We start from the raw sequence: 14579 nt of genomic DNA, 5'->3' as shown, positions 1-14579 counted from the left end.
TATTTTGCCACTAATATGCACTCATTGAAGTTTAGCTTAGTTAGTAACTAAGCATTATATTTAGTATTTAACCGTCACCTAGGAGCAAAATAATGAAATTTAGCTACGTAAACCCAACACTTATCCAGTTCGGCCAAGAACAAATTGCCTCACTAACTGATTTGATCGCAAAGGATCAAAAAGTACTTGTAGTGTACGGCGGCGGTTCAATTAAAAAGAACGGCGTGTACGACCAAGTTGCAGCAGCACTTGAAGGCTTTGATTGGGTTGAATTCTCGGGCGTTGGCGCTAACCCAACTATAGAAGTACTAGACCAAGCAGTAAAAATTTGTAAAGAACAAGGCATCGACTTTGTACTAGGTGTAGGCGGCGGTTCAGTAATCGACGGCGTTAAATACATTGCAGCATCTGCAGTTTATGATGGAGAAGGTTGGGATATTCCTACTGGTAAGCACACTATTACTAGCGCATTACCAATTGGTGCAATATTAACATTGCCTGCAACGGGTTCAGAGTCTAACCAAAACTCAGTTGTGAGCAAAGAAGCAACAAAGCAAAAACTACCGTTTGCATCACCAGAAGTACTTCCTAAATTTGCGATTATGGACCCTGATGTAATGAAAACATTACCACAGCGCCAACTTGTGAATGGATTAGTAGATGCATGGGTACATACCTGTGAGCAGTACCTAACATTCCCTGAAACAGCATTGGTTCAAGAAGGTTACGCAGAGGCACTTTTAAGAACGCTTAAAACACTGGGCGATAACTTTGAAAACCAAGACGATGCATGGCGTGCAAACCTTATGTGGGCAGCTAACCAAGCACTTAATGGTTTAATTGGTTCTGGTGTATCGCAAGATTGGGCAACACACATGATTGGCCACGAGCTTACAGCTGCTTACGGCGTTGATCATGCTCGTTCACTTGCTATTGTTCAGCCTTCTTTACTACGCAACCAATTTGCAGTTAAAAAAGCAAAACTAGAGCAAATGGGTAAAAACGTATTTGGTCTTGAGCAATCTGACGATTTAGCTGAGAAAACAATTTTAGCAATCGAAGCGTTTTACCACAGCCTTGACGTAGCGACCCAGCTTACTGAGCATGGCGATGATAAAGCCGCTGCTATTGACAATATTATTGGCAAACTTGAAGCACACGGCATGCTGGCACTTGGTGAAAACCAAGCTATTACGCTTAAAGAAAGTCGCGAAATTTTAGAGCAAGCAGTTGCTTAATTTTCAAAGCTAAGCGCTTACTTAAATATACTAAGTTTTAGCGTTAATAAAAAACCGTCAACCTTTAGGTTGGCGGTTTTTTTATGGTTTATTATAAATACTGCGTTGCTAATTAACCAATAAAGTCTGTATTAATGTTTTTTAATGATGATAGTAAACTGTGCTCAACGGTTAAAAAAAATCTAACGATTAAATAAATTAAAACAGGACTAAACTCATGAAATTACTAAACACATTACTTAGCTCAAAAGCAGGCGTAGCAGCATTAATTTTACGAGTACCAGTTGGCCTTATTTTAGCGGCGCATGGTGCACAAAAACTATTTGCTTGGTTTGGCGGTTACGGGCTTGAAGGTACAGGTCAATGGATGGCGAGTATTGGTTTAGAGCCTGGCTATTGGTTAGCAATGATGGCAGGTAGCGCTGAGTTTTTTGGTGGCATTGCATTAGCAATTGGTTTGTTAACTCGCCCAGCTGCTGTAGTTGCCGGCTTTACTATGCTGATTGCTATTTTTAGCGTACATATTAGTAATGGCTTATTTATGGCAAACAATGGCTATGAATACGCATTAACGTTACTTGTAGTAACTGTAGTTTTAGCAATTCAAGGAGCGGGAAGCTTTTCGCTTGATAACGTATTAGTTAAAAAGCTAGCTAAAAAAATAGAGTTTTTAAATTAGAAAAATAGCGGCCAATTTGGCCGCTGTTTTTGTAGGTTAACTACTAAATTATTTAGCTGAAAAAGTTAAAGAATAACTGTACTGCTTTTGCTCAAGTAAATACTCTTTATGAGTACTTGGGCTCCATGAATCATCGCCACCTACACCCATATGTTGATGATCAATGTGTACATGTACGCAATCATCAGCAATGAGTTCGTTAGTGTGTTTTGCTTGCGTTAGCGTACTTTGCGAATACTCACTGGCGGCAAACAAAAACGCGCCAGTTACAGTTAAGTTATTAATACTCAGCAATTGGCAATCGCTACGCAGGCCATTATCAGTTGGGAATATATACGGTGTATGTAGCTCATTTAAGCTCAAGCTGTAATAACCTAAACGTGCTGCGGCTTTACGATCTGGGTAGTTTTCAAAAGGCCCTAAACCTAGCCAGTTTATTTTTGTATCGCTTTGCTTGTTAAGTGTTGTACTTAGCCCTATACGCGGCATTGGCGGCAGAGTGTCGTTTAAGTGCACGTCAATATTTAAGCTAATATTGCCGGTATTATTTAGTGTATATAGCCACTGTGTTTGAGCCTGTAGCACGCCATTAAATTCGTAATTAAATACACAAGTAATACGTACATCAACGCTTGATTGCACTGCGTGAATTGAGCTGCATGTTCGCTGCCATTGCCCTATACCCGCACGCAACCAACGAGCCTCCCATGCATTGGGGTCTAGATTGTCTACTTCGCTTACACCAATGTCGTTATCAAGTGGGGCACGATAAAAGTTATCAACCAGTGGGCTACTAATAACCTGAATATCGTTTTGTAACCACTGCTCTATAAGCCCTGATTGCTTGCTAAAAATAAGTTTAAATTTATCGTTTTCAATACTTAGTTGAGAGTCGGTTTCGCTAACACTTATAGCGTTTTGCTCAGATGATGATGCAAATGACTTACTGCTTAAATTGTTACTATTTATAAGCTTAAACTGCTCTGAATCCATAACGTGATTAGCGTTTGCAAAGTGTGAGTCGTTAACTAATGCTACATCTAAATTAAGGTAATATTGCGCACCTTGCTCAAACGTTGTTTTAGTTTTAATAGTTAACGTGTGCGTACTTTGCGGAGCAATATTAAGTACATGCTCGCCTTGCTCAACACAGATGCCATTTTGCATTAACTGCCAAACGAGCTTTTCGTTATCGGTGTGCCTAAATACGTAATCGCTAAATACATCAATGCTGTATTGGTTTTGATTTTGCTCACGCAATGTAAATTGTAAATGTTGCTGGCTGTATTTAGCCTCAAACAGGCTAGGGTGCGGCGTGCGGTCTGGGAACAATAACCCGTTTATACAAAATTGACGGTCATTTAGTTCATCACCAAAGTCGCCGCCGTAAGCCCAATAATGCTTGCCGTTTTCGTCTGTTTTAGATAAACCTTGATCTACCCAATCCCAAATAAAGCCGCCTTGCAGGCGTGGGTATTCTCTAAATGCTTGCCAGTAATCGTCAAAGCTACCTAGGCTGTTACCCATTGCATGGGCGTATTCACATAAAATAAGCGGGCGAGTTTCACCTGGTAGGCTTAGCCACTTTTTAATAGAGTATTTAGGTACCGCATCGTCTTTAATATCGGTATCTACACGGGCGTACATTGGACAAATAATGTCGGTAGCCGTTGTGTTTGCACCGCCGCCTTCGTATTGAACGGGGCGAGAAGGGTCAAAGCTTTTTGACCAGCCGTACATAGCATCATGATTTGCGCCGTGTCCGCATTCGTTGCCCAATGACCAAATAATAATTGAGGCGTGGTTTTTATCGCGTTCAACCATTTGTGTATAACGCGACATAAATGCACCAGCCCACTGCGGATCGCTAGCTAAACGCCCCATAGGAAACATGCCGTGGGTTTCTATGTTGGCTTCATCTACTACGTATAAACCTAGTTCGTCACATAACTCGTAAAAGCGTGGATGGTTAGGGTAGTGAGCAGTACGCACGGCGTTAAAGTTATTTTGCTTCATCAGCTTAATATCTTCAATCATATCGGCGGTAGTAACTGTATGGCCGTTTTCTGGGTGGTGTTCGTGGCGGTTAACACCGCGAATAAGTAGCGGTTTGCCGTTTAAGCAAAGCTGCCCGTTAAGCATTTCTACTTTTCTAAAGCCAATGTTATAAGCTTCAACGTCGATGGTATTGCCTTGATCATCAAGCAGACTTACAACGCAGCGGTATAAGTACGGGGTTTCGGCGGTCCATTTTTTAGGGCTTTGTATATCAATTGTTTGAAATACAACATCGCTCCAGCCACCTTTTTCATCAACACGTTTATTGTTAGTATTTTGAATCTGCGGCTCACATAATGCCTGTTCGCCATCAAAAACTTGCACTGCTATTTGATAGTTATTTGGCGCATTAATCGCCGTTTTTATATGTAGCGTTGCATCGCGATAGCAAGCGTCTAAATCGGGGGTTATAAACACATCACGTATTTGGTTTTGTGGTTTTGTAAGTAAGTTAACATCGCGAAAAATACCGCTTAGCCACCACATGTCCTGATCTTCTAAATAACTGCCATCGCTCCAACGAATAACCATAACGGCAATACGGTTAGTGCCTGCAACTAACAGTTCGCTTAAATCAAACTCGCTCGGTAAACGGCTATCTTGTGAATAACCCACCCACTGTCCGTTACACCACAGGTGAAACGCCGAGTTAACGCCTTCAAAAATAATATGATTACGCTGAGTTAGCTGACTTTCGCTTATATTAAATTCAGTGCGGTAACAGCCTGTAGGGTTATCGCTTGGTACAAAAGGCGGGTTAACTGCAAACGGGTACTTAACATTACAGTAAATAGGTTTATCAAAGCCGTGTAATTGCCAGTTAGAAGGCACTGTAATACTTTGCCAGTTGCTGTTTAGTGTTTCACTTAGCAACGATTCATCAACCGCTTCGGGTTTATCAAATAATTTAAAGTCCCACTGACCGTTTAAACTTTGTTTTTGCGATTGCGTGTTAGTACGGGCATGGCCAACGCTTTTAAATCCATTGAGTGGGCTGTGCGCTTTTACTTGATTAACTTGTACTGAAATTGGGTTTTCCCAATCTCGGCGATTAATTATGTGCTGTAAAGGGGTCATGTTTATCCTATTGCATAAGCGGGCAATTATAATGCGCTCAATATAGCTAAAAATAATCGCAGGGGTTATGCTTAAAACTCTCCTTTATTTGTCCAAAACTATCATTGTAATTATGCGCTATAACATTAAAGACATACTCGATATTGGTCCGCGTTGTATAGAACGCTTTATTGATTCACAAACGCTCGCGCAAATGCCAAACCTTGAAATAGCACTTGCGGGTTGCTCAAACCTATCGGGTCGTTATTGCGTAGCACGCTCAGCACCGCTAGAACATACACTTTTTTATACGCTTGCAGGGCAGGGTAAATTAACAACACAAAATGAGCAGTACACACTTAATGCCAATACACTTATTGTGCTACCAGCAAAGCAAAGCTTTGAAGTGAAAATTGATGCTAAACATTGGGATGTTATTTGGTTAAACCTTGCAAATACTAAACGTTGGCAGCATTTAAACTTAGCGCAAGCACTGGTACTAACCGAGCAAAAACTTGAACCGTTACACCTTGCTATGGAGCTTTTATACAGCGAGCCCAATGCTAATTTACGCGAAAGCGTAACGCCTATTTTAAGTCATTACTTAAATGCTACGCTGCAAAATAACTCTCAGGGTGCGGCGCATAATCGTTTAATTAGTCTGTTTGAAGAGGTAGATAAGCGCTTGCAGTTTGATTGGACAATAGAGGCAATGTGCGAACATGTGCATTACTCATCGCCGCATTTGCATCGTTTATGCCAAGCGCAATTTGGTAAAAGTCCAATACAACAACTTATTTATTTACGCATTGAGCGAGCTAAAAACTTACTGTTAAACACGGCTTGGCCAATTTCGCATGTGGCAAGTTATGTGGGGTACTCTAATATTTTTAATTTTTCCAAACGTTTTAAGAAGTCGGTAGGTGTGTCGCCAAGCGAATTTAGAAAATAACGTTAGCGGCTCTCTACATTTGAAATTTGAATAAATTTAAGGTATTGTGCGATTTCTTAAATTGCATTTTAGAGTTTTAGGTAGGTAATGCGCTCAAACCGTTTTTTAATAGTGATATTATTAGTGCTTGTACATAGCTTTATTAGCTGTGATGGCGCTGCGTATCATTTGCAAGAAGACGTTGATCACGTAACCAGTTCGTTATCGCAAGGCGACTCCACGGCCGATGATAACCAAAGCGATAAAACATCAACTACCGAGATTCATGCCCACCAACATTGCCACTGTGGCTACAACAGCACTTCTAGCCACTCAATAAGCCCAGAGCAAAGTAAAGCAACTTCGCCTGCGTGCTATAACGGGTTAAATTACCCGCCAGATGTACCGCCACCCAATTCACTTAGTTAGCTTTTAATTTTAAATACTTTGTAAAAAACTGCCTGCGCTTGTGCGCTATTAGGCTAGCTATTTACATATTTAGGTTGCTTGATCGCGCTTGTTTTTAAAATAGGCGTAGTGATTAAGTTAACTCTGTTTGTTAAAAAACGGACACGCTATATGAATAAAAAACCAATTATGCTGGTGGCGCTAATGTGCGCGCTACCTGCTTTTAGTACTTTGGCGAATGTTAAAACATTAACCCTTAAGCAGGCACTGAGTAATACCGAACAACAAAATCTGGTATTAAAACGCTACCCTTATCATCAAAAAATATTGAGTGCGCTTAAATCTCAAGCTGCTCTTTCGCCTAATCCTGTATTGAATGTTGAAGCTGAAAACTTACTGGGCACAAACAAGGCGCGTGGCATTCAAGGCGCTGAAATAACGCTTGGGCTTAGCCAACTAATAGAGCTGGGCGATAAGCGCCAAAGCCGTATTAATTACGCAACCGCCAATATAAAAGCCCAAGCAATACAGTATCAAAATACCCGTTTAGCCTTATTAGCAACCACTGCTGAGCGATACTACCAAGGGCTTAAATTTCAAACATTATTAAGTTTGAACAACGAGCGTAAACAGGTAGTTACCCAAGCACTTAAAGCGATTGAACAAAGAGCTAATGCAGGTGCTGCGTCGCAAGCTGATGTAACGCGCATGAGTTATGCACTTAGCCAAGTAGAGCTTGATAAAGCCATGCTTAATAGTGAATTTGAGCGAGCAAGTTTATCGCTTAACGAGCTGTGGAGTGAGGAGCAACCCTACGATACTTTTGCTGGCAATATTAATGTAATTACTGCGCTTAAATCAGCACAAGCACTTTTAGATGCGGTTAACCAAGCTCCTGAATTTGCATTATTACAGCAGCAATATTTACAGCAAACAGCCAACTTAACACTACAAAAAGCAAACGGACAAACCGATATTAACGTAGGGGGAGGCGTGCGCTATAACCAGCAAAATGACTCCAGCTCGTTAGTGTTTTCGTTTTCTATGCCACTGCAATTAAGCAATTCTAATAGCGGCAATATTGCAGCTGCAAATAGTCAGCTCATGCTTTTAAATGAGCAGCAAGGGCAATTGCGCATCCAGCTACGCCAGCAAGTACGTACTTTGTACGCTTATTATCAAGGTAGAGCTAATCAGGCAAAGCTATTATCTGATCAAATTATTCCTCAGGCACAGACATTGATTGAGCAAAGCCTAAAAAGTTATCAACGCGGACAAATTTCGGTGTTGCAATTGCTTGATGCTCAACAAGCACTTTTTGATTCTAAACGCACACTTATTACCACTCACGCAGAGCTGTACCAAGTGCTACTTACTCTTGAGCGTTTAACAGGCCAATCTTTAATTGAGACTCATCAATCATGAATAAAAATATAATCGCATTATTAGTATCACTTTCGTTTGCCAGCAGCTTTGTAAGCACAGGTGTATTTGCCTCTGCTGAGCATGGCGAGTCAGGTCATAAAGAAACAGAGCAACACGAGAAAAAACAAGGTCCACACGGCGGCTTTTTATTAACTGACCCTAAATTAACACTTGAGCTTAAATTGCAAGAATTTGCAGGTAATGTTGAGCTACGTGTATACGGCTATAAACAAAATAAGCCAATTAATATAAACGACTTAAACATAACAATGAGTTTAAAACGTTTAGTTGAAGCCCCGCAAAATATACAGTTTACAGCTGAGGGCGACTACCTTGTGAGCACGCAATCAATTAACGAACCGCATTCGTTTGCACTTACCGTTACTGCTAATTATAACGGTGAGAGCATTAGCTATGAGTACGATCAACACGAAGGGCAAACCACGTTAACAGAGCGAGCTATTGAGCGCGCAGGCATTAAAACCGAGATAGCGCAAAGTGGTGAAGTGGATATTACCGATACGCTTTTTGGCGTTATTGCCCCAACGCAGCACGGCACGGTAGAAGTAATGGCACCGTATACAGGATTGATCAGTGATATTTTTGTAAGCATTGGTCAAAACGTTAAAAAAGGCGAAGTACTTGCCAGCGTAACCAACCGTGAAACACTGCAAAATTACCCCATTAAAAGTCCAATTAGCGGTGTTGTAACCGAGCAATACTTAAAGCGTGGCGAGCTTGCAAGCACCAGCGCACTTATGCAGGTAGTTAACCTTGATAAAGTGTGGGTTGAGCTGTCGGCTTTTCCTGAAAACATTGAAAAACTAGCCATTGGTCAAAGCGCTAAGGTATACGACTTACATCATCATTTAAATACGCAAGGCAAAGTGTTTTTTATAGCCCCAATGATGACAGGCGGGCACATAGCGCGTGCCCGTATAGAGCTTAATAACCCAGACGGGCATTGGCGCCCAGGCATGCATATAAATAGCGATGTAAGTGTGGCTAAAATAAATGCCAGCGTGCGTGTAAAGCCACAAGCTATTCAAGAGTTTAACGGTCAACCCAGTGTGTTTGTTCGTAAAAATAATGTATTTGAAGTACGCCCCGTTACCTTAGGTGCAAAAAATAGTGAGTGGGTAGAAGTACTTACAGGCTTAAACGCGGGTAGCGAATACGTAACAGACAATAGTTATGTCATTAAAGCTGATATTTTAAAAAGCGGCGCAAGCCACGCTCACTAGGAGGCACCATGATTAATTGGATAGTTTCTTTTGCGGTTAAACGCCGCATGCTGGTGCTTGCGCTTACATTTTTATTTGCTGGATTTGGTGTATACAACATTCAAAATTTAGCAGTAGACGCAGTACCCGATATAACTAACGTACAAGTGCAAATTAATACCAAAGCGCAGGGTTTTACGCCATTAGAGGTAGAGCAACGCATTACCTATTTGGTAGAAACCGCCATGGCGGGCATACCTAAGCTTGATTATACCCGTTCGCTTTCGCGTTATGGGCTTTCGCAAGTAACGGTTATTTTTAATGAAGGCACCGATATTTATTGGGCGCGTCAGCAAATTGGTGAGCGTATTCAAAGTATTCGCTCCGACTTACCTAATAACGTAGAGCCAAACTTGGGTCCTATTGCCAGTGGTTTAGGCGAAATATTTACTTATAGTGTGCACGCCGCGCCTAATGCGTTAAAAGAAGACGGCACTGCTTACAACGCCGAAGACTTGCGCACTTTGCAAGATTGGGTTATTCGCCCGCAGCTTTTAAAAGTAAAAGGCGTTACCGAAATAAACAGCCAAGGTGGTTTTGAGCGCCAATACCAAGTAGCGCCAGTGCCCGAAAAACTCATTGCCTATAAGCTTACTATTAGCGATGTAATTAGTGCACTTGAGGTTAATAACAGTAACCGAGGCGCAGGCTATATTGAGCGCTTTGACGGGCAATATTTAGTACGCTCGCCTGGGCAGCTTAAAACACTAGAAGACATAGCCAATACCGTTATAGCTAAGCGGGACGATGCGCCTGTACGCATTAAAGATGTGGCTAACGTGCTTTTAGGCAAAGAGCTTAGAACCGGCGCGGCCACTTATAACGGCGAGGAAACCGTGCTCGGCACCGCCATGATGCTAATTGGCGAAAACAGCCGCATAGTGGCAAAAGCCATGGCTGATAAGTTAATTGATGTGCAAAAAAGCTTACCCGCTGGCGTTATTGTTGAGGCAGTTTACGACCGTACAACTCTTGTTGATAAAACCATAGCAACCGTGCAAACCAACTTATTTGAAGGTGCCGTTTTAGTGATAGTTATTTTGCTATTACTGCTGGGTAATGTAACGGGCGCGCTTATTACGGCAATGGTTATTCCGTTGAGTATGTTGTTTGCCGTTACAGGTATGGTGGGTAATCGCGTATCGGGTAACCTAATGAGCCTAGGTGCAATCGACTTTGGTTTAATTGTTGATGGCGCTGTAATTGTTGTTGAAAACTGCCTGCGCCAACTCGGTGTAGCTCAGCATAAACATGGCAGGCTACTTACCTTAAACGAGCGTTTAAATGTAGTGACCGCAGCCACCAAAGAAGTATTTACACCGGCTGTATTTGGCATTGTTATTATTATGCTGGTTTACTTACCTTTATTTGCACTAAGCGGCGTTGAAGGCAAAATGTTTCAGCCAATGGCGTTTACTGTAGTTGCGGCGTTAATTGGCGCGCTTATATTTGGCGTTACATTTGTACCGGCTGCTATTGCAGTGTTTGTTCGCGGTAAGGTTGATGAAACCGAAAACGCAGTCATGCGCGGCGTTAAAAAAGTGTATAAGCCATTACTTGGTATATCGCTTAAATTACCGTGGCTGATGGTGGGTATAGCCACGGCATTAGTATTGGTGCTTGGTTTTAAAGTTAAAAACATGGGCGCAGAATTTTTACCGAAACTTGATGAAGGCGATATTGCTATGCACGCGCTGCGCATTACCGGCACTGGTATTGAGCAATCTGTGCAAATGCAAAAAGAACTTGAGCAAGCCATATTAGATCAGCCTGAGGTTGCTAACGTATTTTCAAAAATTGGTACTGCCGATGTAGCAAGCGATCCTATGCCGCCTAATGTTGCCGATACTTTTTTAATACTCAAACCGCAAGATGAGTGGCCTAATCCAGCACTTACTAAAGCAGAATTGGTTCAGCAAATTCGTACCCGTGTTAACGATGTCCCTGGTAATAATTACGAATTTACACAACCAATAGAAATGCGCTTTAACGAGTTAATTGCTGGCGTGCGCGCCGATGTGGCACTGCGTATTTATGGTGACGACTTAAGCGTACTTAAAGCGTTTGGCGAAAAAGCGACAGGCTTAATGCGTAATATTGCAGGCGCTACCGATGTACGTTTGGAGCAAATGGAAGGGTTGCCAACACTTTCGGTAACACCAATGCGCGACCACATGGCGTTATTAGGCTTAAGTGTAAACGACATTCAACAAACACTTGCCGCCGCTGTTGGTGGTGTGCAAACCGGGCTAATTTACGAGGGTGATAAACGCTTTTCGTTATTAGTGCGCCTTGATAAGCGTTGGTCTAGCGATGTATCAGCACTTTCCCGTTTGCCAGTTGCTTTACCTAAAGATAGCAACCCGGAACTTGCGTTTGTACCGCTAGGTGAAGTGGCGACTATCAGCATTGAAAAAGGTCCTAACCAAATAAACCGCGAAAGTGGTAAGCGCAACGTAGTGGTAACTGCCAATGTAGAAGGGCGCGATTTAGCAAGTTTTGTAAGTGATGCGCAAGCAAGTATGAATGAATCACTTAACTTACCAAGTGGCTATTGGCTTGAATACGGTGGCACATTTGAGCAATTGCAATCGGCAAGTAAGCGGTTATCCTTGGTTGTGCCGGTCACTTTATTGCTTATATTTGGCTTACTTTATAGCGCCTTTGGATCGTTGCGAGATTCGTTAATTATATTTAGTGGCGTGCCTTTGGCGTTGACTGGTGGTGTGTTTGCATTATTGCTGCGCGATATGCCGCTTTCAATTTCAGCAGGTGTTGGCTTTATAGCCCTAAGTGGCGTAGCCGTATTAAATGGCGTGGTTATGCTTTCGTTTATTAAGCAATTACGAAGCGACGGTTTGAGTTTGTTTGAAGCAATACACAGCGGCGCATTACAGCGCCTGCGCCCAGTATTGATGACAGCACTAGTGGCGAGCTTAGGCTTTATACCCATGGCACTTAATACGGGGACGGGTTCTGAAGTGCAAAAACCTTTAGCAACAGTAGTGGTTGGCGGAATTATTTCATCCACTTTACTCACGCTGTTAATTTTGCCCGCACTTTATAAATTAGTGCATGCAAAGTTTAATAAGCAAAAAGAGGCTGAGTTAATCTAAATATTATCGATTTTAAGCTAATCAAAAAAGCAGCTGTACTTACAGCTGCTTTTTTATTTAGGTATTATTTAGCAAAAATACTACATTAATTATATTGAAAAAGATTATCCCAGCGCTCATCCAGTATGGTTTTTGCGTGATCTAAATTTATTGCGCTATACACACCATTAATGCACGTTACTAAGCGCATACGCACCAGTTTTTCAAGCGCGTCAGTAATTTCAAAATCGAGATCGCACTGGTATTTGCTTTTAAACCAAAGCTCTATTTGCTCATCAAGCATTTGTGCGCTTAAGCCACTTTCTGATTTTAGTAAAAAGGTATACGCAAGCAGGGCTTCTTTTATGTCTTCTTCTTCGGCGGCATCTATAAGCGTGTGAAATACGCCCGCGTTGTTATCGAGATTTTTAAAGTAGAGGTTATCGCTTAGGGCTTTCATAAATTTTATTTTGCGGTTTTTAAACTTACTCCATTCTTTAAAAATAAAGCTGCCAAAAACCCCCATACCAATAGCAAAGGTAATAAAATGTTGTTGGGTCATTTCTACAGCTTCACTTCTAAAACCACCCCAAAAAGCAAACAGAGCAAGCAATAATACGATTGATGCGCCTAACTTAGTTATAAGCACCACCGCACCGCCAACTAAAGCCGATGAGCCAATAATTGCTTTATCAATAGGGCGCATGCGTACTTCGCTATTAGGAAATAGCATTTCGAGATCGGCCTTTGGCACATTTTGAAACAGCTTTACTATGGTTGAGCTTGGCTCAAATCCCATTGGCGTTTTATTTTTAGTTTCAAAATAAGCGCTGTCTTTAAAGCGAATAAACACGGCAACACGGTCGTAATTAGTAAAGTGCAGCGGCTTTTTACGCAAGCCCCAAAAGCTGGTAATGGTTTCAGTGAGTTGCGACTCGCCACGGCGATAAAAAACCACTTCTTCAAAGTCGTCAAATTCAACTTCAAGGCGCACCTTAAATAGTGACTCTTCGTTTAATGCATCTTGTAAGTCTTCATTGGTGATCACTTCAAAATTAGCGGCATTAAGCACCTTAGCAAAATCTTTAGCAAACTCATGTTGGCACTGCGCTTTTTGATCCGCCGATACTGGCGCTAACGATCGCGTGTCACTATTGGGATCAAAGGGGGCGTAGTTGTTTTTAAGTGACTCAAGTGTTGAGTGGTAATCGTAATGAATAAGGCTTGCTAGTAAATCGCAAAATTGTTTAAACGATGTTTTTTGTGTACTGCTTTTAAGCTCTTCGCTACACATATCAACAATATCTTGCTTTCTAAAGGGAATAAAACGCGCACTTTGCATAAATTAATAACTACCGTGATAGGGAATCTAACTGCATGGGCACATAATAAAATATTCTTATAAGTATTGCGAATTTGTTAATGATAAATAGCTGACTAACAAAGTTAAGTATTTTCAGGCTGTATTAACCTGATTGTGTAATGATTAAAGCCGTTCATACTTACTTTCGCCACGATAAGGAATGCATATGGCCATTCAAAAAAAGCTAAAAGAAAAAACACGTAACTTTATCGACTCTAAGCATATGCTTAGTGGTATTACTGTGGCATCTTTTTTAGAGTCCACCATAGTGCCTATTCCGCTTGAGGCTGTGTTAGTGCCGCTAATGCAAGCACGTAGAGAGAAGCTATGGCTTATCGCGTTAATGGCGACATTAGGCTGTATTGTAGGCGCATTGTTTGGTTATGCGTTGGGTTATTATTTATTTGATGCGGTTGGCGATTGGATTATTAATACGTTTTCGAGCCCTGAGCAATTTGAAAACGTTAAACAGCAAATGCAAGATCAAGGTTTTTGGTTTGTAATAACACTAGGCATAGTGCCTATTCCGTTTCAAATAGCGATGCTTGCAGCAGGCGCGACTAAGTACTCTATTTGGCTGTTTTTGTTGGCCTCAGGTATTGCGCGTTCTATTCGTTACTTTGGTCTGGCTATTATTGTTTATTATGCAGGTAATGAAGCTGAGCGAATCATTAGTAAACACAAAACTAAGGCAATGGTTTTAATAACGTTACTTGTGTTAGGGGTTTGGGGATTAAGCTTGGTGATTTAAGCTCATTATTAAAGGTTATTAACCACCTTATTCTAATAAGCCTTTTTGGTAATGTGCTATAGTTTTTTAATATAGTATCGAAAAGCTTAGGGTAAATATGGTTGAAACGGTAAAACTCACTATCAGGCTTTCTAATTTTTTTAAAATGAGCTGGAAAAATAAAACTGTAAGCCTATTTTTATTAGCTTATATTGTTATTTTTTCAGCCTACTCCCTAACTAACTTTCCTCCCTTACAAGTTCAAAATAATGTTTACGGTTTTACAACTGATTTTATTAATTTAATTGTTCTT

At 41.2% G+C, this 14579-nt stretch carries 10 protein-coding genes; 8 read left to right on the top strand and 2 right to left on the bottom strand.

Annotated features, from left to right (window positions below):
- The first annotated feature begins 92 nt into the window (after positions 1–92).
- Positions 93–1238: an iron-containing alcohol dehydrogenase gene (locus GQR54_RS07650; RefSeq protein WP_007587207.1), complete on the top strand. Its 1146-nt coding sequence runs from the start codon at positions 93–95 to the stop codon at positions 1236–1238.
- A 217-nt stretch (positions 1239–1455) separates the two neighbouring features.
- Complete coding sequence (locus tag GQR54_RS07645; protein ID WP_166377042.1) at positions 1456–1917, top strand: DoxX family protein; 462 nt, start codon at positions 1456–1458, stop codon at positions 1915–1917.
- Between the two features lie 48 nt (positions 1918–1965).
- Here GQR54_RS07645 and GQR54_RS07640 read toward each other — a convergent pair whose 3' ends face one another.
- Entirely contained in the window at positions 1966–5052 is a 3087-nt protein-coding gene (locus GQR54_RS07640; protein WP_166377041.1) for a beta-galactosidase, read from the bottom strand.
- Positions 5053–5164: 112 nt separating this feature from the next.
- Here GQR54_RS07640 and GQR54_RS07635 point away from each other — a divergent pair, with 112 nt between their 5' ends.
- From GQR54_RS07635 to GQR54_RS07615, 5 genes are all read left to right on the top strand, one after another.
- Positions 5165–5983 carry a helix-turn-helix domain-containing protein gene (locus tag GQR54_RS07635; RefSeq protein WP_166377040.1) on the top strand — a complete coding sequence of 273 codons (819 nt, stop codon included), beginning with the start codon at positions 5165–5167 and terminating at the stop codon, positions 5981–5983.
- 87 nt (positions 5984–6070) lie between these two features.
- Positions 6071–6391: a hypothetical protein gene (locus GQR54_RS07630; protein ID WP_007378232.1), complete on the top strand. Its 321-nt coding sequence runs from the start codon at positions 6071–6073 to the stop codon at positions 6389–6391.
- 150 nt (positions 6392–6541) lie between these two features.
- Positions 6542–7795 carry a TolC family protein gene (locus GQR54_RS07625; RefSeq protein WP_166377039.1) on the top strand — a complete coding sequence of 418 codons (1254 nt, stop codon included), beginning with the start codon at positions 6542–6544 and terminating at the stop codon, positions 7793–7795.
- Entirely contained in the window at positions 7792–9039 is a 1248-nt protein-coding gene (locus GQR54_RS07620) for an efflux RND transporter periplasmic adaptor subunit (RefSeq protein ID WP_166377038.1), read from the top strand. Before GQR54_RS07625 ends, GQR54_RS07620 begins: the two co-directional genes overlap by 4 nt.
- Before the next feature lie 8 nt (positions 9040–9047).
- A complete protein-coding gene (locus GQR54_RS07615) occupies positions 9048–12194 on the top strand; it encodes a CusA/CzcA family heavy metal efflux RND transporter (RefSeq protein WP_166377037.1) in 3147 nt (1048 codons plus the stop codon).
- A gap of 85 nt (positions 12195–12279) precedes the next feature.
- Here GQR54_RS07615 and GQR54_RS07610 read toward each other — a convergent pair whose 3' ends face one another.
- On the bottom strand, positions 12280–13515 hold the full coding sequence (locus tag GQR54_RS07610; protein WP_166377036.1) for a TMEM143 family protein: 1236 nt from the start codon (positions 13513–13515) through the stop codon (positions 12280–12282).
- Between the two features lie 187 nt (positions 13516–13702).
- Here GQR54_RS07610 and GQR54_RS07605 point away from each other — a divergent pair, with 187 nt between their 5' ends.
- Positions 13703–14287: a VTT domain-containing protein gene (locus GQR54_RS07605; protein WP_010554604.1), complete on the top strand. Its 585-nt coding sequence runs from the start codon at positions 13703–13705 to the stop codon at positions 14285–14287.
- Positions 14288–14579 lie beyond the last annotated feature (292 nt).

Source organism: Pseudoalteromonas sp. Z9A4, assembly GCF_011378845.1.
GTDB lineage: Bacteria > Pseudomonadota > Gammaproteobacteria > Enterobacterales > Alteromonadaceae > Pseudoalteromonas > Pseudoalteromonas arctica.
This window is presented reverse-complemented; position numbering and strand designations above follow the sequence as displayed.